The organism is Lentzea albidocapillata, from assembly GCF_000719115.1.
Classification (GTDB): Bacteria; Actinomycetota; Actinomycetes; order Mycobacteriales; family Pseudonocardiaceae; genus Lentzea; species Lentzea albidocapillata.
Map to the genome: position 1 here is coordinate 321,864 of NZ_JOEA01000014.1, position 24,277 is coordinate 346,140.

The 24,277-nt window shown below is 66.2% G+C and carries 24 protein-coding genes; 11 read left to right on the forward strand and 13 right to left on the reverse strand.

The window, feature by feature from the left end; genetic code table 11:
• Positions 1-19 precede the first annotated feature (19 nt).
• The gene (locus IG04_RS0123150; protein WP_030478793.1) at positions 20-1,174 is read left to right on the forward strand and encodes a metallophosphoesterase; all 1,155 of its coding nucleotides are present in this window, start codon (positions 20-22) and stop codon (positions 1,172-1,174) included.
• Here IG04_RS0123150 and IG04_RS0123155 read toward each other — a convergent pair.
• Positions 1,161-1,706, reverse strand: coding sequence for a histidine phosphatase family protein (locus IG04_RS0123155; RefSeq protein ID WP_211257797.1), 546 nt, complete (start codon positions 1,704-1,706; stop codon positions 1,161-1,163). The two genes, IG04_RS0123150 and IG04_RS0123155, sit on opposite strands and share 14 nt — an antisense overlap.
• Positions 1,703-2,617, reverse strand: coding sequence for a hypothetical protein (locus IG04_RS0123160; RefSeq protein WP_030478795.1), 915 nt, complete (start codon positions 2,615-2,617; stop codon positions 1,703-1,705). The genes IG04_RS0123155 and IG04_RS0123160 overlap by 4 nt, the downstream gene beginning before the upstream one ends.
• Positions 2,618-2,992: 375 nt before the next feature.
• On the opposite strand from IG04_RS0123160, the gene IG04_RS0123165 reads away from it, so the two are divergent.
• On the forward strand, positions 2,993-4,105 hold the full coding sequence (locus IG04_RS0123165) for a hypothetical protein (RefSeq protein WP_036015503.1): 1,113 nt from the start codon (positions 2,993-2,995) through the stop codon (positions 4,103-4,105).
• Here the strand turns inward: IG04_RS0123165 and IG04_RS0123170 are convergent.
• Together IG04_RS0123170 and IG04_RS0123175 are read right to left on the reverse strand one after the other, a co-directional pair.
• Entirely contained in the window at positions 4,058-5,221 is a 1,164-nt protein-coding gene (locus tag IG04_RS0123170) for a sugar efflux transporter (protein ID WP_063758310.1), read from the reverse strand. The genes IG04_RS0123165 and IG04_RS0123170 overlap by 48 nt on opposite strands.
• 100 nt (positions 5,222-5,321) lie before the next feature.
• Positions 5,322-6,674: a gamma-glutamyltransferase gene (locus IG04_RS0123175; RefSeq protein ID WP_030478798.1), complete on the reverse strand. Its 1,353-nt coding sequence runs from the start codon at positions 6,672-6,674 to the stop codon at positions 5,322-5,324.
• 117 nt (positions 6,675-6,791) lie between these two features.
• On the opposite strand from IG04_RS0123175, the gene IG04_RS0123180 reads away from it, so the two are divergent.
• Positions 6,792-7,385, forward strand: coding sequence for a DedA family protein (locus IG04_RS0123180; RefSeq protein WP_030478799.1), 594 nt, complete (start codon positions 6,792-6,794; stop codon positions 7,383-7,385).
• Here IG04_RS0123180 and IG04_RS0123185 read toward each other — a convergent pair.
• The 3 genes from IG04_RS0123185 to IG04_RS44165 all read right to left on the reverse strand — a co-directional run bounded on the left by IG04_RS0123185 (position 7,292) and on the right by IG04_RS44165 (position 10,634).
• Positions 7,292-8,500 (reverse strand): MFS transporter, encoded by a 1,209-nt coding sequence (locus IG04_RS0123185; protein ID WP_084401101.1) that lies wholly within the window; start codon positions 8,498-8,500, stop codon positions 7,292-7,294. The genes IG04_RS0123180 and IG04_RS0123185 overlap by 94 nt on opposite strands.
• A gap of 48 nt (positions 8,501-8,548) precedes the next feature.
• Positions 8,549-9,760 carry an MFS transporter gene (locus IG04_RS0123190; protein ID WP_030478801.1) on the reverse strand — a complete coding sequence of 404 codons (1,212 nt, stop codon included), beginning with the start codon at positions 9,758-9,760 and terminating at the stop codon, positions 8,549-8,551.
• 139 nt (positions 9,761-9,899) lie between these two features.
• Positions 9,900-10,634: a carbonic anhydrase family protein gene (locus tag IG04_RS44165; protein ID WP_051770480.1), complete on the reverse strand. Its 735-nt coding sequence runs from the start codon at positions 10,632-10,634 to the stop codon at positions 9,900-9,902.
• Positions 10,635-10,968: 334 nt separating this feature from the next.
• Here IG04_RS44165 and IG04_RS0123200 point away from each other — a divergent pair, with 334 nt between their 5' ends.
• Entirely contained in the window at positions 10,969-11,319 is a 351-nt protein-coding gene (locus tag IG04_RS0123200) for an MmcQ/YjbR family DNA-binding protein (protein WP_030478803.1), read from the forward strand.
• Positions 11,320-11,343: 24 nt separating this feature from the next.
• On the opposite strand, the gene IG04_RS0123205 is transcribed toward IG04_RS0123200, so the two are convergent.
• Positions 11,344-12,213 carry an MBL fold metallo-hydrolase gene (locus IG04_RS0123205; protein ID WP_030478804.1) on the reverse strand — a complete coding sequence of 290 codons (870 nt, stop codon included), beginning with the start codon at positions 12,211-12,213 and terminating at the stop codon, positions 11,344-11,346.
• 149 nt (positions 12,214-12,362) lie between these two features.
• Here IG04_RS0123205 and IG04_RS0123210 point away from each other — a divergent pair, with 149 nt between their 5' ends.
• Positions 12,363-13,907 (forward strand): recombinase family protein, encoded by a 1,545-nt coding sequence (locus tag IG04_RS0123210; protein ID WP_030478805.1) that lies wholly within the window; start codon positions 12,363-12,365, stop codon positions 13,905-13,907.
• A gap of 339 nt (positions 13,908-14,246) precedes the next feature.
• On the opposite strand, the gene IG04_RS0123215 is transcribed toward IG04_RS0123210, so the two are convergent.
• The 3 genes from IG04_RS0123215 to IG04_RS0123225 are packed head-to-tail and all read right to left on the reverse strand — an operon-like array spanning position 14,247 to position 17,000.
• Complete coding sequence (locus IG04_RS0123215; protein ID WP_030478806.1) at positions 14,247-14,465, reverse strand: hypothetical protein; 219 nt, start codon at positions 14,463-14,465, stop codon at positions 14,247-14,249.
• Positions 14,466-14,469: 4 nt separating this feature from the next.
• On the reverse strand, positions 14,470-16,659 hold the full coding sequence (locus tag IG04_RS44170) for a DUF3631 domain-containing protein (protein WP_144065312.1): 2,190 nt from the start codon (positions 16,657-16,659) through the stop codon (positions 14,470-14,472).
• Positions 16,656-17,000 (reverse strand): hypothetical protein, encoded by a 345-nt coding sequence (locus tag IG04_RS0123225; RefSeq protein WP_144065311.1) that lies wholly within the window; start codon positions 16,998-17,000, stop codon positions 16,656-16,658. The genes IG04_RS44170 and IG04_RS0123225 overlap by 4 nt, the downstream gene beginning before the upstream one ends.
• 471 nt (positions 17,001-17,471) lie before the next feature.
• On the opposite strand from IG04_RS0123225, the gene IG04_RS0123230 reads away from it, so the two are divergent.
• The 4 genes from IG04_RS0123230 (at position 17,472) to IG04_RS0123245 (ending at position 19,640) form a co-directional block, all read left to right on the forward strand.
• Entirely contained in the window at positions 17,472-17,912 is a 441-nt protein-coding gene (locus tag IG04_RS0123230; RefSeq protein ID WP_030478809.1) for an Imm1 family immunity protein, read from the forward strand.
• A complete protein-coding gene (locus IG04_RS0123235; RefSeq protein WP_030478810.1) occupies positions 17,899-18,192 on the forward strand; it encodes a hypothetical protein in 294 nt (97 codons plus the stop codon). The genes IG04_RS0123230 and IG04_RS0123235 overlap by 14 nt, the downstream gene beginning before the upstream one ends.
• A gap of 538 nt (positions 18,193-18,730) precedes the next feature.
• Positions 18,731-18,982 (forward strand): hypothetical protein, encoded by a 252-nt coding sequence (locus IG04_RS0123240; RefSeq protein ID WP_030478811.1) that lies wholly within the window; start codon positions 18,731-18,733, stop codon positions 18,980-18,982.
• A gap of 100 nt (positions 18,983-19,082) precedes the next feature.
• Positions 19,083-19,640 carry an NUDIX hydrolase gene (locus IG04_RS0123245; RefSeq protein WP_030478812.1) on the forward strand — a complete coding sequence of 186 codons (558 nt, stop codon included), beginning with the start codon at positions 19,083-19,085 and terminating at the stop codon, positions 19,638-19,640.
• Here the strand turns inward: IG04_RS0123245 and IG04_RS0123250 are convergent.
• A complete protein-coding gene (locus tag IG04_RS0123250) occupies positions 19,637-20,866 on the reverse strand; it encodes an NsdA family TPR-like regulatory protein (protein WP_159460448.1) in 1,230 nt (409 codons plus the stop codon). The genes IG04_RS0123245 and IG04_RS0123250 overlap by 4 nt on opposite strands.
• A gap of 756 nt (positions 20,867-21,622) precedes the next feature.
• Between IG04_RS0123250 and IG04_RS0123255 the strand changes: the two genes are divergently transcribed.
• Positions 21,623-22,462, forward strand: a complete 840-nt coding sequence (locus IG04_RS0123255; protein WP_051770612.1) for a LysR family transcriptional regulator — start codon at positions 21,623-21,625, stop codon at positions 22,460-22,462.
• Positions 22,463-22,465: 3 nt separating this feature from the next.
• Here IG04_RS0123255 and IG04_RS0123260 read toward each other — a convergent pair whose 3' ends face one another.
• Positions 22,466-23,005: a class I SAM-dependent DNA methyltransferase gene (locus IG04_RS0123260; protein WP_420843956.1), complete on the reverse strand. Its 540-nt coding sequence runs from the start codon at positions 23,003-23,005 to the stop codon at positions 22,466-22,468.
• A gap of 66 nt (positions 23,006-23,071) precedes the next feature.
• Between IG04_RS0123260 and IG04_RS0123265 the strand changes: the two genes are divergently transcribed.
• The gene (locus IG04_RS0123265) at positions 23,072-24,247 is read left to right on the forward strand and encodes an SGNH/GDSL hydrolase family protein (RefSeq protein ID WP_030478816.1); all 1,176 of its coding nucleotides are present in this window, start codon (positions 23,072-23,074) and stop codon (positions 24,245-24,247) included.
• The last annotated feature ends 30 nt before the right edge of the window (positions 24,248-24,277 follow it).

Sequence of the window (24,277 nt, forward strand, 5' to 3'; positions counted from 1 at the left end):
CAGCCAGGAGGATGCACGCATGACGACCACCGCTACCCGGCCCCGCATCACGGTTCGGCGGGTGGTGTTCACGCTCGTCCTCTTCAGCGTGACGACGTTGCTGTTCTGGGTGCCGTTCGAGGGGCTGTTCGCGGCCAGCGCGGAGTGGCCCGACCCGGTCCGGCCGATCGCCGCCGTCGTGTTCGTCGCGGCCGCCATCACGATGATCGTGCTGTTCACCCAGCGTGGCAGCGACCGCGCCGCGCGGGTCTCCCAGTTCTTGCTGGGCTTCGTGTGGATCGCGTTCGTATGGACGCTGATCTCCGACGTCGTGCGGCTCGGGCTCGCGCTGGGCGGCGTCGAGAACCCGTTCCGCTCCCGTTTCATCGCCGTGCTGCTCGCGGTCCTCATCGTCACCGTGACGGTCTATGGGGTGTACGAGGCGATGCGCGTGCCGCGGATCAAGCGGCAAGACGTGACGATTCCCCGGCTCGACCCCGCGTTCGACGGCCTGACCGTCGCGGTCATCACCGACACGCACTACGGCGCCATCAACCGCGCGAAGTGGTCGAGGGGCATGGTCGACGCGGTCAACGAACTCGGCGCCGACGTCGCCGTGCACGTCGGTGACATCGCGGACGGCACCGCCGAGCAGCGCCTGGAGCAGGCCACCCCGCTCGGTGAGGTGAACACGGAGCACCGCTTCTACATCACCGGCAACCACGAGTACTACTCGAACGCGCAGGGCTGGATCGACCTGATGACCCGGCTGGGCTGGAAGGCGTTGCGCAACGAGCACGTGGCACTGGAGCGCGGCGACGCCAAGCTGGTGTTCGCGGGCATCGACGACATCACGGCCGGCCACTCCGGCGAACCCGGCCACGCCGCCGACCTCGCGCTCGCGTTGCGCGGCGCCGACTCCACGGCGCCGGTCGTGCTGCTCGCGCACCAGCCGTCCGAGATCAAGAAGGCCGTCGGCGCCGGGGTGGACCTGCAGCTGTCCGGGCACACGCACGGCGGGCAGATCTGGCCGTTCCACTACCTGGTGCGGCTGCAGCAGCCGGTGGTCGCCGGCCTGAGCAGGCACAGCGACCGCACCCAGCTCTACACCAGCCGCGGCGCCGGCTTCTGGGGCCCGCCGATGCGCGTCTTCGCGCCCAGCGAGATCACGCTGCTGACGCTCAAAGCTGCGTGAGGTGCTCCCCGGCAAGATGGCCAGTGTCGTTGAACCTGATCAGCCGGGGTGACTCGCCGGTCGTGTAGCGGATGACCGTGAGCGCCGCGTGGTCGTGGTTCAGCGTCAGCCACCGCTCGGGCGGGGCGTCCAGCGCGTCCCGCACGAGCCAGCTGATCAGGAACGAGTGCGTCACGACCAGCACCGGGCCGTCACCGGGCCGGGCGAACCGCGTCTCGGCCTCGTGGGCCAGCGCGGGGCCGCGAGTGCGTTCCGACTCCGGGAACCGGTCGAAGAACTCGTCGTGGTCAGGGACGAAGTGCGGCACGTAGTCGTCCGCCGCCGCCTCGGCGCGGCAGGGCACGCGCAGCACGTCGGCGAGGATCGACGCGGTCTCGGTGGCTCGAGGCAGGGGGCCGTGGTGCACGGCCGCGAAACCCGTGCCCCGCAACCGTTCCGCCAGGGCCTCGGCCTGCTTGCGGCCACGCGCCGTCAGCCGGGACTCGTCCTTCGTCGCCTCACCGTGCCGGACCAGATGCAGATCTCTTGTCACGCCGTGCAGTCTGCCTTGACCGCACTCGCGGCGTGATGGGCATAGGTCGGTCCGGAGTTGTTCCAGTCCTGACCTCGCGTGACGAGCTGCACGGTCAGGTTTCCGCTGGCCTTGAACCTCCCGGCGGCGACCCACTGCCCGCGCTTGTCGACCTGCTTGATCGCGAACGACGCCATCGGGGTGCCGCCGACACCGTTGCGGTCGAAGACGTAGTACACGGTCGGGTTACCCCCGACCTCCTGCAGACCGCCGTTCGGGATGTGCACGGAGATGTCACACGTGCCGGTCGCCGCGAACGTCCACATGGCGTAGGCCGAGGTGTCGTCGCGGCGGGCGTCGCCGGACATCGGGATCGACACGAACGTCGAGCCGCACTTGCCGTCGCCGTGGTCGACCCAGCCCTTGCGGCCGTCGCGGTACGAACCGACGCTGGTGTAGCCGCCGCAGCCGGGACCCGTCGTGAACGACTTGGCGCCGCTGGGAACCCTGGCGGTGTCACCGGCGGGGGGCGGAGCGACGTTCCGCGTCGTCGTCGGCATCAGCCCCAGGGCGGACGAGGCGAGTGACGGGTCCAGGCTGTTCGCCGACGTCGACTCCGACGGCAACTCCTCCGGTGGGGTGATCAGGCCGGGGATGTAGCTGTGCGAGGGATTCGCGACGTCCGTGCCACCGCTGCCGGAGTCCCCGTCGAACGTCACGATGGCGATCCCGCCGAGAACGAGGAGCGCGGTGATGGCGACGATCGCGGCGGTGCGGGGCTTGAACGGACCGGCCGGCGGCTTCTCCTCCTGCTCCGGGAGGTCACCGGCCGAGGCCCAGCGGGCGGCTCCCCGGGCGCGGGCGGCCTCCATCAGCGCCTGGTCGGGCGCCAGATGGCGCTCGGTCGGTTCGTCAGGGAACTGGGTGGGCACGGAGCGCAGTGTGCCAGGGACACAGGGCCACTCGAACGTGTGGTTGTTTCACGAACGGGTTGTTTGAACTCAATGGACCGCACGCTGTGCAGGCGGTTACGCCGTTTCGTCCACGCACCGTGACGGCGACCGGCGGAGCAGACCCTGATTCCTGACTCGTGAGTCAGGCTAAGCACCGGGTCGCACCTGCGTACACCCGCCGCACCGACCCCGAAAAACCGGATCTTGTTCCGGTTGCCGTGTCACAGAACGAAAACGCCTGCAGAACGCCTTGATCTCGGTGCGTTTCGGGGGCGACAGAACCGGTTCAGCGTCTCGATCTTCCCGCGAGAACGGCGGTAGCCAAGCTCTTCCGGCCCGCCTAGGGTGCCCGCCATGCCCTCAGGTAGACAGGCCGTCGTGCTGCTTGCCGCCCTCGTGGCGGGTTGCGGCACGGCGATCCCCGGTACCCCCGTCGCCGGACCGCAGCAGTCACCTCAGACCTCGGCGTCCCAGACCGTCACCGTCGTGACGACGACGCCTCCGCCGGGCAGCAGCGCCGTCCCACCGCCTGCTCCTCCGCCCCCGCCTCCTCCCGTCGCGAAGTTCGGCAACCCGAACGGCACCGCCGCCGTGCCACCGGCCGCCGCCGCCGAGGACACCTCGAAGCCCACCCGCGTGATCGGCACCGGCGCGCCCGCGAGTTGCACGTCGCAGGCCGTGGTCGACGCGGTCGCGGCCGGCGGGATCGTCACCTTCAGCTGCGGCCCGCAACCGCTCACCATCCCGATGGCCACGACCGCGAAGGTCCGCGCGAGGACCGTTCTCGACGGCGGTGGCCGCATCACGTTGAGCGGCCAGGGTCAGCGCCGGGTGCTCGACCACAACGCGCCGAGGCTCGTGGTCCAGAACATCACCCTCGCCGACGGCAACTCGACCGGCGACACGGCCGACGGCGGGGGTGGCGGCGCGATCATGGTGCGCGGCGGTCAGCTCAAGGTCGTGAACTCCCGCTTCGCGAACAACAGGTGCGACGCCAACGGTCCCGACCTCGGCGGTGCCGCGATCCGCGTGACCGACTGGGCCGAGAAGGTGCCGGTCTACGTCACCGGCAGCACGTTCGAGGGCGGCGTGTGCTCCAACGGCGGAGCGTTGAGCAGCATCGGCGCTTCGTGGGTCGTGCTCAACAGCCTGATGAAGAACAACAAGGCCGTCGGCCGCGGCGCCAACCCTGCCCGCGGTGGCACGCCGGGTGGCGGCAGCGGTGGCGCGATCTACAACGACGGCAACACGTTCACGCTGCGCCTCGCCGGTTCGCTGATCGAGGACAACCAGGCCAACGAGGGCGGTGGCGCGGTGTTCTTCGTCAGCAACGACAACTCGGGCTCGATGTCGGTCGAGGGCTCCACGTTGCGCCGCAACCCGAGCCTGGGTTTCGAGACCGTCAAGGGGATCTTCTACCTAGGCGTGGGCGGCAAGCCGAAGGTCACCGCCTCGACGATCCAGTGAGCCCGCGACCAGCAGCAGCGCCAGGCCGGCGACGCACATCGTCAGGCTGAAGCCGTAAACCCAGCGGAACCCCAACTGCTGGGAGACACCGAGCAACGCGCCCGCGACCATGCCGCCGACGATCTGGGTGTTGCTGAACATCGTCGTGGCGTGACCAGGGCGGCCGGGGTCGAGGCTCTGGAAGTACGTGATGCCGACGCCCATGATCAACGAGATCACGGTGGCATGCAGGAGTTGCGCGGCCATCACCTGCCAGATGGCGTCGGTGAACACCATCAACCCGTGATAGCTCAACGAGATCACCGCGCCGATGAGCACGAGCCGGTGCTGCGACATCCGGTTCGCCAGCGAGCCGAACCACAGCATCATCGGGATCTCCAGCGCCGCGCACAGGCCCATCGCGAGCCCGGCATCACCGGCCGTGCCGTGCAGTTCGGTCGTGATGAACAACGGCAGGCCGCTCACCGCGAGGGCCACGGCCCCCTGCAGGAACAGGAAAGCGGCGGAGACGACCACCATGGTGCCGCCGGTCGAGCCTGCGGCCTCCTCGGCCTTCTCCTCCTCCGGCCGCGCGGGCGGCACCGGAAGCGTGAGGGCGAGGACCGCGACGCCGAGCTGCAGCACGGCGGTGGACGCGAAGAGACCCATCCACCCGGTCTGCGCGACGAGCAGCGCGGCCACCGGCGGCCCGGCGACCCACGCGACCGACAGCAACGTCCGCAGCACGCTGACGACCATCGACGGCCCCTGGGAGACCTGGCGGCCGTACGCGAAGAGCTGGGGCAGCAACGACGACGTGATCGCGACGAACACCACGGACGTGCCAAGCAGGAACCAGTAGTCGCGCAGTACTGCGAACAGGCCGTAGCCGATCGCACCGGCGACACCGCCCACGGCGAGCAGGTACCGGCGCTGCACCCGGCCGTCGGACAGCTTGCCCATGATCGTGCTGGCGACCACCGACGCGAGCGGGCTCGCGATCAGGAAGAAGCCGAGCTGGAACGGCGTGACCTTGATTTCGCTCGTGAGGAACAGCGAGCCGAACGGCAGTGCGAACGCCATCGACACGCCCGACACGACGCTGATGCCGGAGAGTTGGAGGAACGTACGGGACAAGAACGGCGAGGATGTTCTCTCGCTGAGTGCCGTCACCCGCTGATCGTGCTCGTTGAGCGGTCAATCAGGAAACTAGATATCCCATTATGCGGGCAATGTCTCACACCACGACGATCGCACCGTCGCGACGGTGATCTGCACCACCCCTGAGCAGGCCGGATTCGGTCATCTCGACCACCTGGCAACCGCCGAAGAACATGTTCGGCGCGCGGAATCGCGTCACCGGGAGTTCGCTTTCCGGTCTAATTCCCGGTTCGACGTGGAGGTGATCTCCGCTCAGGTGCATGCGCGGCGCGTCTACAGCGGCCTGGGCGGGCATGCCGCGGTCGAGCACGTTCACGAGCACCTGGAGGATCGCGCCGCAGATGCGGCTGGAGCCAGCGCTGCCGAGCACGAGTCCGGCCTGGCCGTGCTTCGTCACCACGGTCGGCGCCATCATCGACGGCAGCCGGTCGCCAGGCGCGTGGCTGAAGAACCCGTCCGGCGACAGGTCCTCCTCCCCCATCATGTTGTTCAGGTGCACGCCGGCGATCGAGATCCCGGACCCCGCGCCGTTCGTCGTGGTGACGCTGCACGCCGTGCCGTCCGCGTCGAGCACGGAGATGTGCGTGGTGGAGCCGAGGCGGTTCAGGTGCGCCTTCGGGGTGGCGAGCGCGCGGATGAGGTCCTGCTGCGACGGGTTGTCGGGCAACGCTTCCAGCATCTGCGTGAGCAACGCACCGCCCGCCGCGGGTGGTGGGTTCGTGTGGATGTCACGGCCGCGATGCCGCACGTGCAACGGCTCGCGCCGCACGGCTTCATAGGCTTCCAGGTCCTGGCGAGTGAGGTCACCGCCCTTCGACCTGATCCACTCGGTGACGGCGCCCGCGATGTCGCCGGTGTAGAACGGCGCCGCGCCGTCGCTGCCGAGCCGGTCGAGGGCCTCGGCGAGTGCGGGCTGCACGAGGAGTTCGCCTTCTTCGAACGCGGTGAGACCCGCGCTGTGGGCGAGCGGCAGCAGCAACGACGTGACGTACGCCTGGTACCTGTTGATCCGATGGCCTTCACGGGCGTGCATCGCCGCCGTGGCCACCAGTTCGTGCAGCGGCGCACGGCCGTAGGTGGCGGCTTTCGCGGCACCGGCGGGCATTCCGTACGCGGCGACCGAGGACGGTCCCACGTGGAATTCCTGCTCCGCGTCACCGAAGTGGACGGTGATGGGGTCCAGCGGAGCGCGGTCGCCCGCCGTCCCGCGTCCCGGCGCGACGGCCGAGAAGTCCAGCAGCACAGGGGTCTCCCCGGCGGGCGCGATCATCATGTACCCGGCGGAGCCGAGCCCGGTCAGCAACGGCTCGGTGACGCAGGACGTCAGCATCGCCGCGACCGCCCCGTCCACGGCGTTCCCACCGGCGCGCAGCATCGCCGCGCCCGCCTGTGCGGTGAGCGGGTGGCCCGCCGCGATCGCGCCTCGCACCGTCGACCTCCAGAAGAGAAGGCGGTCAACGGTAGACCTGGATGAGGCACGCCGACCACTCGGCCCGCTCTGACCCCGGAGGTTGAGACCCCGGGCAGAACGGGTATTTCGACGACCATGGAGTGGATCACTCGCCTGATGGAGGCGCTGGGCTCGCCCGGCGCGGGCCTCGCGATCGCGCTGGAGAACGTGTTCCCCCCGGTGCCGAGCGAGGTGATCCTGCCGCTCGCGGGGTTCACCGCCGGCCAGGGCAAGATCTCGCTGATCGCCGCCATCCTGTGGACGACGGCGGGCTCGGTCGTCGGCGCCCTGGTGCTGTACGGCCTGGGGGCGTGGCTCGGACTGGAACGGCTGCGCAAGGTCGCGGACAAGATCCCGTTCGTCACGGTGTCCGATGTGGACAAATCTGACGCGTGGTTCGACAAGCACGGCAGCAAGGCCGTGTTCTTCGGGCGGATGGTGCCGGTCGTGCGGAGCCTGATCTCCATCCCCGCCGGCGTGTCCGGGATGCCGGTCCTCAAGTTCACGCTCTACACGGCGGCGGGCAGCCTCGTGTGGAACACCGCGCTGATCCTCGCCGGCTACGCGCTGGGCGACAACTACGAGCTGGTCGACCGCTACCTGGGGTGGGTGTCGACGGTGGTGCTGGCCGCGCTGGCCATCGCCATCGTCTGGTTCGTCGTCTCACGCGTCAAGGCGCGCCGTTCGTAGAGCACCGAGGCCACCGCGATCGCGAGACCCGCCACCGACAGCGCCACGCCGACCCACGCCGTCGAGGTGTAGCCCCAGCCGGCCGCGATGGCCAGGCCGCCGAGCCACGCACCCGCGCCGTTCGCGACGTTGAGCGACGAGTGGTTGGACGAGGCCGCCAGCGACGGCGCGTCCGGCGAGGCGTCCATCAGCCTGATCTGCAGGGCGGCCGCGAGGATCTGGATGGTGAAGCCCAGCAGGAACAGCAGGAGCAACAGGAACACCGGGATGGTCGCGGTGAGCCCGAAGAGCACCAGGATCACGCAGACCGCGATCAGCCCGCCGAAGACCGAGCCCGCCGGCGAGCGGTCCACGAACCGGCCGCCGAACGTCGCCCCGAGCGTCATGCCGAGCCCGAACACCGCGAGGACCCACGGCACGGCACCGCCGGGCAGCCCGGCGACCTCGGTCGTCAGCGGGGCGACGTAGGAGTAGACGGCGAACATGCCGCCGAAGCCGATCATGCCGGTGAAGATCGCGAACCACACCGTCGGACGGCCGAACGCGCGGACCTCGCCCTTCATCGACGCACCCTCGACCTTGGGCACCAGCGGCACCCAAGCCGCGATCGCCGCGGCCGTGAGGAGCGCGATCACCGCGACCGCGAGGTACGCCGTACGCCACCCGATCTGCTGCCCCGCCGCTGTCGCGAGTGGCACGCCCACGAGGTTCGCCAAGGTCAGACCGACCATCACGCGTGCAACGGCCGTGCCGCGCCGTTCGGGAGCAACGAGCGTGGCGGCGACAACGGCCGCGATGCCGAAGAACGCACCGTGCGGCAGTCCGGCGACGAACCGCGCGAGGAGCAGCAACGTCTTGTCCTGCGCGGCAGCCGACAACCCGTTGCCCAGGGCGACCGCGAGCATGAGGCCGATCAGCATGCCCTTGCGCGGGAGCTTGGCACCGAGCACCGCGATCAACGGCGCGCCGACGACGACACCGGCGGCGTAGAGGCTGATCGCGTGGCCCGCCTCGTAGTCGGGGATGCCGAACGTCTCCGCGATCTGCGGCAGCAGGCCCATCGTCGCGAACTCGGTCGTACCGATGCCAAACCCGCCGAGCGCGAGAGCGGTCATGGCGCGGGTGGTGTTCAAGGCTTCCCCAATGGGTGTCAGCAGCAGAGACTAGTTAGCTACTGGAACGATTTTAGGGTCTTTCTGACGCGCTTCAGAAGAGCCCGGGGCGGTGCCGCTGCTCACACGCCGTTCGAGCACCACGGACACCACTGCGATCGCCAGGCCACCGACCGCGAGCAGGGCTCCGATCCAGTTCGGGGCGGTGTAACCGAGGCCATGCCCGATCGCGAGCCCGCCCAGCCACGCGCCGGCGGCGTTGCCCAGGTTGAACGCCGCGATGTTCGCCGCCGACGCCAGTGCCGGCGCGCCCGCCGCGGTCTGCATGACCCGCATCTGCAGTGGCGGCACCGTGGCGAACCCGGCCGCGCCGAACAGCACGATGGTGATCGCGGCCAGCACCGGTGAGTGCGCGGTGAACACGAACGCCGTCAGCACGGCGGCCAGCGAGATCAGGATGACGATCACGCTCTTCATCACCGACCGGTCCGCGGCCTTGCCGCCCAGCAGGTTGCCCGCGAACAAGCCGACGCCGAACAGCACCAGCAACCACGTCACGGCACCCGATGAGAAGCCCGCGACCTCGGTCATCATCGGCGCGATGTAGGTGAACGACGCGAAGACGCCCGCGAAGCCGAACGCGGTCATCAGCAGCGCGAGCCACACCTGTGGGTTGCGGAACACGGCGAGTTCACTGCGCAGGTCACCGCCCTGAGCCTGCTGCCGCGGCACGAGGAACACGATGCCGAGCAGCCCGATCACACCGAGCACGGTCACCGCCCAGAACGTCGAGCGCCACCCGAGTTCCTGACCGAGCGCCGTGCCCATAGGCACGCCCAGAACGTTCGCCACGGTCAGACCGGTGAACATCAACGCGATGGCGCTCGCCCGGCGTTGCGGCGCGACGAGGTCAGCGGCGACGACCGAGCCGATGCCGAAGAACGCGCCGTGCGCCAGTGCCGCGACCACGCGACCGCTCATCAGCACGCCGTAGGTGTCCGCGAGAGCAGAGACCAGGTTGCCCGCGATGAACAGCACCATCAGCCCGAGCAGCATCTTCTTGCGCGGCAGGCGGCCGCCGAGAACGGTCAGCAACGGCGCGCCGATCACGACGCCCAGCGCGTAGCCGGAGATCAACAGTCCCGCGTCCGGAATGGAAACGCCGAGGTCGGCGGCGACCTCGGGTAGCAGCCCCATGATCACGAACTCAGTCGTGCCGATGGCGAAGGCGCTGATCGCGAGGGCGAGCAGGGCGACAGGCATGTCACACAGTCCTTGAAGTCGTAGGTTGCCAGCGTGGGCAATAGTTGCACACGCGGGCATTTGTCTGCGACTCCTGAATCGGTGAAGCGCGTCACGCACAAGAGGCCGGCCCCGTGGGACCGGCCTCTTGTCGGCTACCTCAGATGCGCGGGACGTCCACGAACGTGCGGCCGTTGAGCGGCTGCGTCGCACGGGCGTTGCCCGCGGTGAACAGACCCTTGAAGCGCGCGATGGTCGCGGCCGACACGTGCTGCTCGCGGGTCAGGTACCACTCGACGCCCTCGGTGAACGGCGCCGTGGTGAGCGAGCCGGTGTAGTGCAGCGTGTGGTGACCCGAGGGCAGCAACCGGTTGAGGTCGATGGGCTCGATGTCGACCGGCGCGCCACACTCGGGCGAGAGCGTCGCCAGCACGTCGTCCACGACGGAGTGCGAGCCGACGACCAGCGGAACGCCGACCACCAGCAGCTTGCCCTCGGCACTGCGGTGCACGAGGTGCATCTCGAGCGGGGTGTTGCGGCCGCCGAACCTGTGCTCGGACGGCGTGTGGAAGTGGAACTGGACCAGGTCGTATCTGGTGCCCGCCACCGTGACGTGGCCGGCCCCTGGCTCGACCTCCGCCTCTTCTGTCTCCTCGTGGTCGCGGGTCGTGCAGCCGTCGGCCTGGTCCGCGTCCTTGCGGACGTATTTCAACTCCAGTGCGGAGCGCCCGTAGGACACGTCGAGCTTCGGCGCGTGCGGGTCGAACCGGATCGCGTTGGACGTGACGTTCACCGGGCTTTGCTTCGGCGTCGCCGACTCGGCCGGGCCATTCGCGAAGAAGGTCGCGGTGAGCACGAGCGGAAGAAGCGCCGGAAGGGACCGCTTGATGTTCATGACGCTACTTTTCACCCGATCGAGTGAAATGGGGAAGAGAATGTGGTCGCGCTCTCATCCACCGGAAATATTCCCGCCGTTCCGATCAGGACAAGCCTGAACTGATTCAGTCTCCTCACGTGCGAACATGCAGGTCAGAACGCTGCAACTTACTTGCAACAGCAGTTTTCGCAACCAGGTCGTTGAGGATGCAAATTCGAATTGAGACAGCACCCGATCGGTCTTCGAAATTGAAGAACGGGGCGTTCTCGATCACTATTGTCCGATTCAAGCTGATTTGCCGAATTTGCCTGAAGTGACTCCGTTGCCGCGGCGTATGCGACAAGATGGACCGATGGTGACCGTCGCCGACATCCGCGCCGTGGCTCTCACGCTGCCGCGCACCACCGAACACCTCATCCGCGACCGCGTGAAGTTCCGCGTGGGCCAGATCGTCTACGCGGCCCTCTCCCGCGACGAGACCGTGCTGGGCTTCGGCTATCCGCGCGAGGAACGCGAAGCGCTCGTCGCGAGCGATCCGGTCAAGTTCGCGTTCCCCAGCCAGTCCGACATGCGCTTCCAGTGGGTGCACGCCTCGATGGCCGAGCTCGATGTCGAGGAGATGACCGAGCTCGTCATCGGCGCTTGGACCATGTGCGTGCCCAAGAAGGTCATCCGCGAGCGCCTTGGTGACGACTTTATTTAGTCAACACTGAAGATATCGAGCCCACTACTCAGCGCAGAGGCAGCCCACGCCGGGTTCGATCCATTCCCGACCGGCCCACTCGGGATGCCGCTCCACCAGCACCGCCGTCACCTCGGCGACGATCTCGTCGAGCCCCGCCGCGGAGTCGCGCCGCCGCCAGGTCTCGTCCCGCAGCTCCCCCAGGTAGTCCCGGACCCCCTGCAGCACCGCGACATCGCCCACCGACCCGTGTCCAGGCACGACCACGCGCGGCTCGCCGGCGATCAGCCCGTCCAGCACACCGATCCACCCGAGCCCGGACACGTCGGTGTCGTGCGGAGGGAACCACGGGAAGATCGCGAACTGCCCCGTCTCGGCCAGGTCGCCGGTGAACAGCACGCCCGCGTCGGGTACCTCCACCACCTGGTCCCCCAGCGTGTGCCCGCGCCCGGTCGGCCGCAGCAGCACCGTGCGGCCGCCGAGGTCGAGTGAGCGGACGCCGTCGAACACCTCGTCCGGCACCGGGATCTCGACGTCCGCGAGCCGTTCGGCGATCGCGCCGCCGAAGCCGCGGAACATCTGCAGGTAGCCGGATCCCTTGCGCCGCAGATCGTCGGCCTGCGCGCGGTTCACCAGGTACGAGTCCTCGAACACGGACGCGCCGAACGCGTGCTCGGGGTGGAAGTGCGTCGTCGTCAGGTGGATCCGCCGGCCGCGCGCCACCCCTTCCGCGAAGTCCCGTACGAGCGACGCGTTCGTGAGGCCGAGTCCCGTGTCCACCACGAGGATCGCCTCAGTGCCGCTGACGATGCCGATGTTGGGCACCAGACCGACGTGCTCGTTGGGGATCACCAGCACGCCGCCGGCCACCTCGGTGGCACCGGAGACGTGGACGGCGGGGTCAGGAAGGTTCATGTCCCCACTCCACCCGCGCGGGCCGGGTGACGTCCAAGACCATCTGCGCAATCCCGATACCGTGCGAGTATCGTGCCTGATCATGGAGCTGCGGACCCTGCGGTACTTCGTCGCGGTCGCCAAGGATCTTTTAGTGCACACTTGCCCGCATGGCTAAGACACCGCGCAGGGAGATGGGCCGGACACTGATCGACACGGCCCCTGACCAGCTAGTTTGGATTCTGTCGGCCCGTGAGTCGAGGACCGAGGCAGACCGCGCGGCCGACGATGGCAAGGTCGATCACCAGTTGAGCGACCTGCGCAAGTTCGTCGGAAACATTGGCGGGCGGATTGCAAAAGAAGTCCCTGAGGCAAATGTGTCCTCATTCAAACGCAAGCGCGTTCTACTTCCTGACGGCACGTATGGGTATCGGGTGGTGCGGCCTGACTGGGAGTCGATTCTCACGTCATTGAGGCGTGGTGAGGCCAACGCGTTGGCGTGTGTGGATCTGGACCGCGCGACACGTGATCCGCGCCTGTTGGAAGACGTGATTGACGCGGTCGAGTTGTACGGCGTTTACGTGGTGTCGATGACGGGGAACATCGACCTGTCGACTGACCACGGTATTTCCGCCGCGCGTAGCACTGTGAACCAGCGTAATGACGAGTCGCGCAATACCTCGCGTCGTGTGGCTGTCGGCAAGCGCAAGGCAGCCGCGAAGGGAAAGAACCACGGCGGGCCGAACCGCTCTTACGGGTGGCGCAAGGACCGGGTGACGCTGCACAAGCGGGAGTCTGCTCACATCCTCGCGGCCGTTCCCCGCATCATCGCTGGCGCGCTGACGCCGTTGACGCTGGCGAAAGAATGGAACGATCGGAAGATTCCGACCGTGAAGGGTGGCGAGTGGCGGGCCGCGACGATCCGGAACATGTTCCTGCGTCCGCGCATGTGCGGGAAAGTCGTCTACCGGGAAGAAATTCTCATGGACGAGAACAACGAACCGGTGCGAGGCCAGTGGGAACCGATGATGACCGATAGCCAGTGGGATGCGGTGGTAGCGCAATGGACACCGGTCAACTCGGATAAGAGCGACCGTACGCGTCTGGGTTCGCGGGGTACCGGTTTCCGAACCAATACCCTGCTATCGCCGTTCGTGCGGTGCGGGAAATGCAAGGCGCGGATGATCGGTTCTCGCCGACCCAGCAGCCAAGGTGAAATGGCAAAGTATTACCTGTGCCCCTCGAAAGGGCAGGGCGGTTGTGGTGGCGTGGCCCGGTTGGCCGCTCCGGTAGATGAGTACATCACAGCACTGGTGATCGCCGATCAGGAGCGTATGGCGTCGCACAAGGTCGAGGACCTGCCGCCATGGCCACGCCGGAAAGAACTTGACGATCTCGAAGCGCGGATCAACGAATCCACACGCCGTTATGAGGCAGGCAAGTACCGCGCGGAACGCTACTTTCCGAGCTTGTCGCGTATGGAAAGCGATCTCGCGGTGCTGCGCCGTGAGCATCGTGAGTACGAGACGCAACGCGAGGGGATCAAAACCGTTGTCGCGAACCTGGCGCAGGAATGGGAGAAACCAGCGTTCACGATGGAGCAGCGGCAGGCCGCGATCGCGCGCAGCCTCACAGCCGTCATCATCGCCCCAGTGGGCAAAGGCAAAAAGTTCAATCCGGAGCAGATCACGCCAGTATGGCGAGAGATCCGCTGACCGGATAGCCGGACACGCGAGAGGGCGGCAGGGAAGATCCCTGCCGCCCTCTCCCTTTGGTGTGTGCTCACTGTCTAGTTGGGAAGCGTGAACCCGTAAACGGCCGCAACCGATCGTGCCCACTCTGGGGTGCGTTCGGGAGCGTTCGCCAGTTGTTGCTGTGCCCATTCCCGAGGTGTCGGGACTCTGACCTGTTCATCCTCGTTCTCCTTGCTGTGTTTCTGGTTGGGCGTGGCGTCGTCTAGTGCGGATTCACCTCCCTGTTGAATTGTCTCGTGTTCTTCGTTCATCGCGGTTTTCTCACCTCCTTTCGTGCTTGTGTCACCGGTCGCGGGGTGTTCATCCGAACAACCCGGACAGTGCGGTGATCCCGGAAATAATCAGTGCGTTGACCGCGCGGCCGATGTGTCCGGCGAGTCCGGTCGGCGCGAGGCTCACGCCGAACGCGATTCCGAGCAGTACCCCGAGGATCTTCTGTTTGCCGTGCTTGACGGCGTAGAAGATCACCAGCGCCAGAATCAGCGGGACGGCCACGGTCACGGTTGCTGTGGTGGTCATATGTTCACCCCCTCTCCGAGCGGCTGAGAGCGTCACTGACGGCCTGGCGGTGGTAGCCCTGCCGGTTACGCCCGTCCTGCCGTATCTGGGCCGGAGAGAGCCCCAGAGGCCGCAACGCGTCCGCCAGGTCTTCCGGGGTCCACTCCGCGTACCGCTCGTGCCGCCCGGCAAGCCGGGCCAGCAGGTCCACGGTCCACACGCGTTCGTCATCGCCGAACGCGGCCAGCACATCCGCTACTGCCATCCGGTCCAGCGGGGCAGGCTCCCCGCTACGCGGGGACGGCAACGCGAGTGCCGCACGGTGACGGCCACTCTTGCCGGGCGTGAAGCCGGATTCGTTGCTGTGACGGCGTTTGCGTGCCGCTTCCCATGACACCGCGTCCACCCTTGGGCGGTGCGGTGCGCGCTGTCGAGCGCGTTCGGCTGTGTCCTCATCGGACACGGGCCGGAACTTCGACAGCACGGGGTCGCGGTAGTGCGGGGCGTAGACGTACCCGCACCCGGCATCCTCGGGGCTGTCGGCCGATGCCGGGTTCAACCGGTCCGGCCGCCACCCCTCCCCGAGCATCGACGGCCCGAGCACCAACCGGACGTCCGCGTGTCGGCACGCGTGCAGGATCTTGAGCGCCGTGGTGTCGGCGATCGCATCCCCGAGCGTGTCCGACGTCGCCTCTGTCGAGGCGAGCAACAGAGACACCCGCGCCTTGCGTCCGATGCGGAGGATGTCCACCGCCATTTCCTTGGCAGCATTGGACAATCGCGGGTACTCGTCCACGAACACGACCACCGCCGGATGCTCCGGTGAAGGCACCCACTCACGCCCCGCCATCCCCATCTCCCGCAACAGATGCGGCCTGACTTCCGCCAAGGCCAGCGCGTCCGCGAGAGCGTCCTCAATGCCCGCGCGGGTGCGCTCACTGCGCTCGATCGAGTCGGCCAGCACGTCCAGCCCGGTCCCGGCAGGGTCGAGGTCCCACACGGTCGCGTCGGCACAGTCGGTCACCGCGTCGGCCAGCGTGCACAGGGTCGAGGACTTGCCCGAACCGGTGTCGCCGATCACGACCCCGTGCACCCCGAGCAACCCCAGTGCCAACGGCTCACCCGTGATCACCGAACCCACGTGCAACCGGGCGGTGATCGACCGCGACACCAACGGCAAGGCAGGGCGCGAGGGTGCCGCCGACAGGCCCGTGAACGGGTCCCGTTCGGCTAGCCGGATGACCACCCGGGCGCGCCGGGTGCGGTCCGGGGACGCCATCGCCCCGCCCGCTGGTAGGTCGAGGGTGGTCTCCAGCGCGGCCAACTTGTCGACCACCTGACTCGGGGTGCCCCGGCGCAAGATCACCGGGACTTCCCAGCCCCACCCCTGACGGACCGCTTCGCCGACCATCCGAAGATCCACACCTTCGGTCCGCAGCGCCCTAGCTACCGCGTCGGCCGCTTCGGCGCGGGTGTGCGCGTCGGCGATCGGGAACGGCTCATCCGGGCCACTGTGGACAATCACCTCCGGACCATGATCATCTCCGGCCGGCGTGGACCTGATAACCCGTCCTACCAGCGCAAACACGCCGCTGACGATGACAGCCGCGGTGACGGTCCCGATCTTGTTCGCGACACCGGTCACGACCAGCGCCACGACCACAGCGACGATCAGAACGAGCACCGACCGCAGCGCGGCCATACGCGCCCATTCCTCCCGCAACCGCTTCGCGGTCCCGTGCCGCTGGTCGTCATCCATCTGCCGGACCAGACCCGCATAGGAGGCATGCCCGGACGCCCATCGCACCGTGCGCGACAGCACCCACCACGCACCCACGAACGCGTAGAACGTGGCCCGCCAGATCCAGCGGGGAACACGCCGCGCCAACCAGCACAGACCCCGCCACACCACACCGGGCGCACGGTGCCGCAGCCAACCGACCGCGTCCCGCACAGGCGGCCCGACAACTCGCCACACCGCCCGTGCGACCGCCCGAATCCACTCCGCCAGAACGGGCCAGACGCGCCAATCCCTAATGCTTCCAACGGTTTTCTGCACTGACACCGATGCGGTGAGGTAGGCGGGCGAGCACAGCACGCGCTCGATCCACCATGCCGCCACCGCGTCGACCACGGCACCGACTGAGCTCAGCCACCCGAGCAGGGTGGCGCGCACCCGCGCCACCGCTGCCCGCGTCACACCACGCACGCTCATCGGTCACCGTCCACGCGCAACGGCACCTCGGGTGTGCGCTGTGTCGGCACCCAGCTGGCAGAGATCGACTCTTCGGTGTCTTGCCACGCTGCCCGCACCGCGTCCCGAGACTGCTCCCCGGGGGAGACTGCCGACAGCGTTCCGCGAGCGTCCATGAACACCCGCGCCAATTCGTGCTCCGACATGTACTCGGTAGCCACGGCCAGCACGGCCGCCGCTTCCCTGGCGATCTGCCGGTAAATCCACCCCCCGTCACGCTGTGCTGCGATCGTCGGGAGTTCCTCACCCAGCCACGCCAGGTGAAACAAACGGTCCTGCATTTGTTCTGGTGTTTCGAACATGAGGTGAACCCAATCTCTTGGTGGGGACTCTCTTGTGAGAGCCGTTGCCCCGCTCGGTGCGGGGCGATGACTCAAGTAAGCCGCCCGCCAAGAGAAACCTCTATGACAGATTCCGCATACGTTATTCTTCTGCGCGCATAACGCCAGGTCAGACGATCGCGCGTCATGATCGACATACAAAAGATGGGTAATTAGAGCCGGATATTCCGGATCTGTATGTTGATCTCTGTTTCTGTGACGGCATCCCTGTATGGCCTGCTCACGGCCTGCCCGTTCGCCCTGACGAGTGAGCGCCACCACGAACGCTTCCGACGTGCAGCCGCCCTGAACTGCGGATATGCAGGATCGCGGGTAGCGGCACCCGTGAACTGTCATAGACCTCGCTGGCCGCTGGTGAGCTAATCGGTGCGGTTGGTCGCACACGTGACCGGACAAACAAGCCGAGGCCTGATGAGATTGTGATCGGATGCGATGATCGTGACGGCGATCCTCACCACGCAGATAGGCCGCGTAGCACGCGGAGTCATCGAATGCACGCAACTGATAGACCAGGTACTCGACACCGAACACATGACCTGGGAAACACTTCTCGCGGTCGGGGATGTCGAGTTCTACAGCGACCAATCAGGGCCTTACCCTAATCATCAAATCAGGGTCAGCGTGTCACCGAAGAACGGTGTCGCCGCTTTGAGTTACACCGACCACGACGACCCCGCGTTATCCATCGCCAACTCTCACAACCAGAGCGATCGCAGTCCCGCTGTCGACCTGGTTTTTAATGGCGACACCGGAGCGCTATTCCCGCGCTCCGCATTGATCCCGATTCCTCGCGCACGCGTGGCGCTGATGGAGTGGCTGAGAACCCGCACGCGCCCGACGTGCATCGAATGGGTGCCCTATGACGAGTATTGACCACTACGCCCACACCTACGACATTCCCGCGATTGACAGCTACGGCAACAACATCACCATGCGGCTCAGTTGTATCGGACCGGCCATCGTCACCATGGAATTCCTGACGGCGAATAGCGCCCGGCTTGCCGAGTACCACGTCTCCATCACCAACACGGGCAGCCTGCTCACTGCGATGAGTGCCTGTGACCGATCGGCCCGCATGTGGCCCGGCTACAGCGAAACCGTTGCCACGCAACAGGAAACCCCCAGCGCCCGAGGGGACGGCGACGCGGTATGAGCGAGCCGTTGTCTCCCCAAACCCAAGTCCACATCGCCAACGAAATGCTCATTACCGCACTAGGGCCACACAGAGACTCGATCGCATACACGGAAGCACGAAAGTGGCTAGACGTGTTGCACGGATACGCAAAAGCAGGTGTCGAAATTCCGCTGGTCCTCGGACGGGAGAGCGCTGATGGCGATCAAGCCAACATCGTGGATCTACGTTAGCGAACTCAACATCAGCCTCCGGTGGATACAAGGCGAAAACCACCAAAGTGTCCTGCGTGGAAACTGGTCACTGTGCAGAGACCTGCCGGAGATCGAACGCGCATCTACGCCTAGTACATGGGTAGATGACGCCGACGTCTACAGGGAAGCAAATCGGTACCTCAAAGCTAGGTATGAGAACTGGCACGCCATACACGGCGCACTCCGGCCACCTTCGCTCGCCAACGGACCGCGAGTAATTCCTTCGACGCGTGCACCACTATCGACCCGTAGTCAAGAGGGACGATCCACGGACTTCGTAAAGCGATAAGAAGAGAGGTAATGCCGTGGCTACGGAGATTCTGACCGAAGATCTGTTGCGCGTTTCCTTGGTGCGATTGTCGCGCGAGGTCGTGAAGACCTATCCCGAATTCGGTGATGTGCTCACGCAGAAAACAATGCGCACGTGCGAACTGATTCCGGATTCGAAGCGGGCAGAATACTTTCACGAGCTTGGCGTGTTGCTCATAGATCTTGGACGTCTATATCTAGCTGAGTCGGACATTCTTGCGGGAGCATCCGAAGAGACGATGACCTAATTTGGAAACGTGCAGGATAGATCGGTGCGTACGTCCTACCGCGTGCAAGGGTGGCGCTCCCTGTGTCGCAACGCGCTGTGAACGGTGTAGATTGCTCCCCGTGGACTACTCTTCTAGCGATTTCGACGCCACTCGGTGGACCATTCACTCCGAGCGCGTTCTTGACGACACCCGTCGAATGCGCCTATCGGTCGCGTCTGTGGAATTGCCTGACGGCGTCAAGTTCGAGCAGTACGTCATGCGTATGCCAAAGGCTGCGATGACGGTTGTTCTCGACGACTCACGCGAGAATGTGCTGATGATCTGGCGTCATCGCTTTGTCATGGACACGTGGACTTGGGAACTTCCAGGTGGTTATGTTGACGAGAACGAAGATGTTGCTATAACTGCCGCGCGCGAGGTTGAAGAGGAGACTGGGTGGAAGCCGCGTTCTATGCGGCTCCTTCGGAAGTTTCAGCCGCTGACTGGAACCGCTGATTTCGAAAATCTCGTGTACCTTGCGGAAGGTGCTGACAACACAGGCTCAACGCCAGACATCAACGAGGCAGCGCGCGTCGCATGGGTTCCCCTACGGGAAGTCATCGCTTTGATCGACGCTGGTAAAATCATTGGTGCCGCAGCGCAAATTGGGCTTCTGAGCGTTTTGGCGGAACGCTAACGCGTAGGCGCGATACCCGCGCGGATGTATAGTTCGAATACGGACGATACATCCGCGCTGTGCCGATATTGCGCCAGTTTGGACGCGATCTCAGATAGATATTTGGCAGTCCGATTTGATTGCATTCTGGACGCCATCTTCAAGGCAAGCTTGCTCAACATGCATGCTTCGTCAAAGCTGCCCTTTTCGAAGAGGATCGTAGCAAGCAGAGCAGTGTTGAAGAGTTTGCCGCGATCATATCCGTCGGACATCTCTAGGGAGCGGCGCGCAAACGACTCAGCCTCATCAAAACTTCCTATCTCCCGGAAGCAGTGCGCGAACTTAGCGGCAAGATAGGCTTCATCGAAGTATTTCAACCAGTCAGGCCGCTGTGATTGATCCGCAAGCTCAAACAATGCCTCAGCTTTATGGAGCTTCTGACGGCATGCTGACGCGTCGTTCTTGATTGCGAACCCATGTGCCGCCATAACTGCGGCTTCTGTTTCAAGAAGTACGATTCCTGACCTTGCGGCGTGGCTTTGTGCTCCCTCTGCAAAATCAACGGCCAAGCCAGCTTCACGCAGGAAAGCCGCGTGATGACTCAATCCCGAAAGCATCTCCGAGGAACGAGCGTGGTCGGCTACTTCCATGCTCATGCGCAAGGCTTCTTTTAGGTGCCGTCGACCAGACTGAGCGTCACCGACGTCATAAGCCATCCATCCAGCTAGTTGGTTGAGGTCTGCTACCGCGCCGAAATATTCTTCACGGGCGCCGATGACAAATTTTCCCTCATGCAGGATTGGCGTAACTTCGGTGTGCAAGAAATTGTTCACGAGTGTGCGGGCGCGCCCGCCGCCGAACTTATTGTCTAGCTTCCGGAAGGTCGAAACCATTTCCCGAACCATCTCAACGTCATCGACGTCGACCTCTTGCTGCCGCGACTCTTTGCGATGTGTGGACTCAAACCAAATCGGGTTGCCGGATGGCTGCGCCAAGTTGACAATGTTGATGACCGTAACCTCAGCGTCCGAGGTTTTTTCGGTCGATCCTGCGGCGACGCTCCAGGGTTTCTCACCGCTTGTTGCGGTCATCTCGATCGCAGTGCGGGCCAGCTTGGATTCTGCGTGTTGCTCTCGCACGATGTCGGCCCGGTTTTCGCCAGGAAAGTCGAACCACAGTAGGTCCTTAGGCAAGTGCAGGGCCGTCGCATACTCGCGGAGCACTTTGATGTTTTGCTCAGGCTTCACGCCTTCGAGCCTGCTCACTGCCGTTTGGCTTAGGCCAAGCCACCGACCGAATTCTTCTTGGCTAAGTGGCCGACCAAGAAGCTTAAGAAACCGCTCATGCTGCCTGTACGCCTTGAATACCCTGCCGATGTGGTGACTGTTAAAGGCTGCGCACATCTCGGCTGTAAGGAAGAACTCTTTCGTTAGCCCGGCAGGTGGCTTGTCTAGTCCGCCGAAGTCGCGGAGACAGCGACCGCACATCCGTGTTGTGTTGTCAGCAGCCAACGGCGTATCGCATTTTCCGCATCGACGCTCATGCGGGGTTGAGGCACCACGTCCACGGTTCGGACTCATGACCGGACGCTCACCCCCATACGCTCCACCAGTGCTAAGAGCTCTCCAGACTACTCCCTGGTCACACCGGCTTCCTGCATTTGCAAATTGCAGTCTGTAGGGCCTCACTCGCGGGCACAGTCGGACGGACGCCGTCAGACCTGTTGTCGCCGGAAGACGTATGTGTTTCTGCGGCTGGCACCTACCGACCTACGTCGCAGGTCAGACGGCGTGTGAGGCCGCTACCTCGCTGCCCCTACGCCCCTACGTTGTAGGGGCGGCAACTCTTCGCTGTAGGGCCACCGGGGATGCTCGTCATACACGTCCGGAGCGGCGTGAAACCGTTGCTATGCTTGGACTTCCGCCACTGCCGACGTGCGGCGACATAGGCAGGATGAGGAACCTAACGCGGAGCTTCCGTGCAGACTCGCGAGGCGTTCCCGCATCTCCGCAGCTCAGGCGCAGTATGGAGAGTTCACTAGAGGCGCCTTAGTTGTCGCCGAGGAGTTGCACTTCGGGCGCGCCGCGCGACGGCTCCATCTGAGCCAGCCGCCGCTGAGCCGGGCGATCAAGCACCTGGAGGCCGACCTCGGCGCCACGCTGCTGCACCGCTCCCCCGCCGGCGTCACGCTGACCGACGCGGGTCACGTCCTGCTCGCCGAGGCGAGGGCGCTGCTCGACCACGCCGACCGCATCCGCGCCAAGCTCGCCAGGACGACGATCACCGTCGGCATGCTCGGTGACCACGGGACCCGCGTGGCCGAGGCGTTCCGGCGCAGGCACCCGCACGTCGAGATCCGCGTCCGCGAGACCGACCTGACCGATCCGACCTGCGGCCTGCGCACCGGCCAGGTGGACGTCGCCCTGACGCGCGGGCCGTTCGACGAGAGCGGCCTGAAAACCCTTGTGCTGCACCAGGACCCGGTCGGTGCGGTGCTGCGGCGCGACGATCCGCTCGCGGCTCGGGAGCGGATCACCACGGAGGACCTCGCCGGTCGCGACTGGTTCCAGTTCCCGGACGGGACCGACGAGATCTGGCGGAACTACTGGAACGGCGGGAGACCGCGCAGCGGCCCGACCGTCCGCGCGGTCCAGGAGTGCGTGCAGTCCGTGCTGTGGAACGGTTCCGTGGGCCTGGCGCCGCTCGGCCACGACCTGGGCGAGCTCGTCGTGGTGCCGCTGGCCGACATGTCGCCCAGCCCTGTCGTGATCGCGTGGATCAAGGACGACCCGCTGACCCTGGACTTCGTGGAGGCAGCCGCCCAGGCGTACAGGACCGGGTGACAGTCAGGGCCTGTTGAGACGGCTCACGGTCACCGCGTAGTCGCCGCCCTCGAAAGGTTTCCGGTCCCACGTCGCGAACCTTTCGACCAGCGTGAGCCCGGCTTGGGCGCAGTGCTCGTCGTAGTCCTCGGCGGTGTAGCCGCGGTCCAGGCTGAACCCGGCGACCAGCACGTTCCCGACGTGCCTGGCCACGCCTGCGACGAGCGCGCCCTGCGTGCCGGGCGGGGTGAACAGCGGCACGTTGCCCGCCATGACGACCACGTCGAACGTCCGGCCCAGGTCGAGTTCGGCCAGGTCGGACCGCACCCACGTGATGTCCGGCGCCTGCTCGCGCGCGTAGGCGAGCATCGAGGCGTCGACGTCCGCTCCGACCACCTCGATGCCGTGCCTGGCCAGCTCGATCCCGACCCGTCCGGTGCCGCAGCCGGCGTCCAGGACGGAGGCCGGCTCGAACGCGCGCACGAAGGTCGCCTCTCCGTGCACGTCCATCCCCGACTCGGCGAGCGAGTCGAACCTGCGCTGGTACTCCGCCCCGTTCCACACGACTCGCATCATAGATCCGAAGATCGGCGGATACCGGACGCGTGGGAGCGCTGCCAAGGTCAGAGCATGACGCGCTTTCTGCTGGCAGTGGCGTTGCTCGTGGCCGCGGCCTCACCCGCACAGGCCGCACCGCCGCGTTGGGTGGGCACGTGGGCCACCGCGCCGTCCTCGGCGGTCTCCGGTACCGAGAACGGTTATCCGAACTTCTCGATGCGCAACATCGTGCACGTCAGCGCCGGAGGCAAGGAGATCCGCGTCCGGCTCTCCAACGCCTACGGCCGCACGCCGATCCTGTTCGGCCAGGTCACGGTCGCCCGCGCGGCCGGTCCGGACACGCCCCTGGCGTTGCCCGGCACGATGCGCACGCTGACGTTCGGCGGCGCCCAGTCGATCACCGCCCCGCCCGGTGCCGACGTGGTCAGCGACGGCGTGGCGCTGAACGTCCCCGCCGACTCCGACCTGCTGGTGAGCGTCTACACGCCGGAGCCGGGCGGCCCCGTCACGCGCCACCAGCTCACGATGCAGAACTCGTACTTCACCCGCGACGGCAACCACACGGCCGACGAGTCCGCCGCCGCCTACCGCGAACGCACCACGAACTGGCACTACGTCTCGGGCGTGGACGTCAGGTCGTCCAGCCTGCGCGGCAGCGTCGTGGCGCTGGGAGACTCGATCACCGACGGCGCGAACTCGACGTGGGGCGCGAACCTGCGCTGGCCCGACCAGCTCGCCGACCGCGTGAACACCCGCCTGGGCGTGCTGAACGCGGGCATCAGCGGCAACCGCCTGCTGCTCGACGGCACCAGCGCCGGTCCCAACGCGCTGGCCAGGCTGAACCGTGACGTGCTCACCCAGTCCGGCGTCCGCTCGGTGATCGTGTTCGAGGGCATCAACGACATCCAGCAGACCCCGCACCAGACCGATCCGGCCAAGATCATCGCCGCGCTGAAGCAGATCGCGTCCCGGTCACACGACCGCGGCCTGCGGGTGATCGGCGCGACGATCACGCCGTTCAAGGGCTGGCGCAGCTACACCGATGAGCTCGAGTCGGTGCGCCAGGCCGTGAACGCGTACATCCGGACGAGCCCTGACTTCGACACCGTCGTCGACTTCGACCAGGTGATCCGCGACCCCGCCGACCCGCAGCGGATCAGGCCCGACTACGACGAGGGCGACCACCTGCACCCTGGTGACAAGGGCTTCGAGGCGATGGCGAAGGCGGTGCGGATCGCCACCCTCTGACACCCGGTGCAGCCGGCCGCCCAGGGCGTC

Bases quoted from the DNA above. Each gene is read 5' to 3' on its own strand.
- IG04_RS0123150 (WP_030478793.1), top strand. From the start codon at position 20: ATGACGACCACCGCTACCCGGCCCCGCATCACGGTTCGGCGGGTGGTG.
- IG04_RS0123165 (WP_036015503.1), top strand. From the start codon at position 2,993: ATGCCCTCAGGTAGACAGGCCGTCGTGCTGCTTGCCGCCCTCGTGGCG.
- IG04_RS0123180 (WP_030478799.1), top strand. From the start codon at position 6,792: ATGGAGTGGATCACTCGCCTGATGGAGGCGCTGGGCTCGCCCGGCGCG.
- IG04_RS0123185 (WP_084401101.1), bottom strand. From the start codon at position 8,500: ATGACCGCTCTCGCGCTCGGCGGGTTTGGCATCGGTACGACCGAGTTC.
- IG04_RS0123190 (WP_030478801.1), bottom strand. From the start codon at position 9,760: ATGCCTGTCGCCCTGCTCGCCCTCGCGATCAGCGCCTTCGCCATCGGC.
- IG04_RS44165 (WP_051770480.1), bottom strand. From the start codon at position 10,634: ATGAACATCAAGCGGTCCCTTCCGGCGCTTCTTCCGCTCGTGCTCACC.
- IG04_RS0123200 (WP_030478803.1), top strand. From the start codon at position 10,969: ATGGTGACCGTCGCCGACATCCGCGCCGTGGCTCTCACGCTGCCGCGC.
- IG04_RS0123205 (WP_030478804.1), bottom strand. From the start codon at position 12,213: ATGAACCTTCCTGACCCCGCCGTCCACGTCTCCGGTGCCACCGAGGTG.
- IG04_RS0123210 (WP_030478805.1), top strand. From the start codon at position 12,363: ATGGCTAAGACACCGCGCAGGGAGATGGGCCGGACACTGATCGACACG.
- IG04_RS0123215 (WP_030478806.1), bottom strand. From the start codon at position 14,465: ATGACCACCACAGCAACCGTGACCGTGGCCGTCCCGCTGATTCTGGCG.
- IG04_RS44170 (WP_144065312.1), bottom strand. From the start codon at position 16,659: ATGAGCGTGCGTGGTGTGACGCGGGCAGCGGTGGCGCGGGTGCGCGCC.
- IG04_RS0123225 (WP_144065311.1), bottom strand. From the start codon at position 17,000: ATGTTCGAAACACCAGAACAAATGCAGGACCGTTTGTTTCACCTGGCG.
- IG04_RS0123230 (WP_030478809.1), top strand. From the start codon at position 17,472: ATGATCGTGACGGCGATCCTCACCACGCAGATAGGCCGCGTAGCACGC.
- IG04_RS0123235 (WP_030478810.1), top strand. From the start codon at position 17,899: ATGACGAGTATTGACCACTACGCCCACACCTACGACATTCCCGCGATT.
- IG04_RS0123265 (WP_030478816.1), top strand. From the start codon at position 23,072: ATGACGCGCTTTCTGCTGGCAGTGGCGTTGCTCGTGGCCGCGGCCTCA.